Source organism: Motilimonas sp. 1_MG-2023 (genome assembly GCF_030547455.1).
Lineage (GTDB): Bacteria > Pseudomonadota > Gammaproteobacteria > Enterobacterales > CBDFNC01 > Motilimonas.
This window is the reverse complement of the sequence record NZ_JAUOPX010000241.1, coordinates 1-243: the sequence shown is the minus strand read 5'-3', so window position 1 is coordinate 243 and position 243 is coordinate 1. Positions and strand designations below refer to the sequence as shown.

Below are 243 nucleotides of genomic sequence, written 5' to 3'. Positions count from 1 at the left end.
TGGAAGTCTGCGAAAAGCGTGGGGGAGTTGACAACAAGCGTTAATCCCACGATGTCCGAATGGGGAAACCCACCTGTACCTCTAAACTACTTTAGCTTTAACTTTGCCAACGGCAAAGGTCAAAGCCCACTATGACAATAAGCATAGCGGCGAGGTGATTTAGAGGTACAGGTATCACATGTTGAATACATAGGCATGTGAGGCGAACCGGGAGAACTGAAACATCTAAGTACCCCGAGGAAA

General features: G+C 47.3%; 1 rRNA gene. It reads left to right on the top strand.

What is annotated here, in order from left to right:
* Positions 1 to 243 (top strand): 23S ribosomal RNA (locus Q4519_RS22030); the annotation flags it as partial.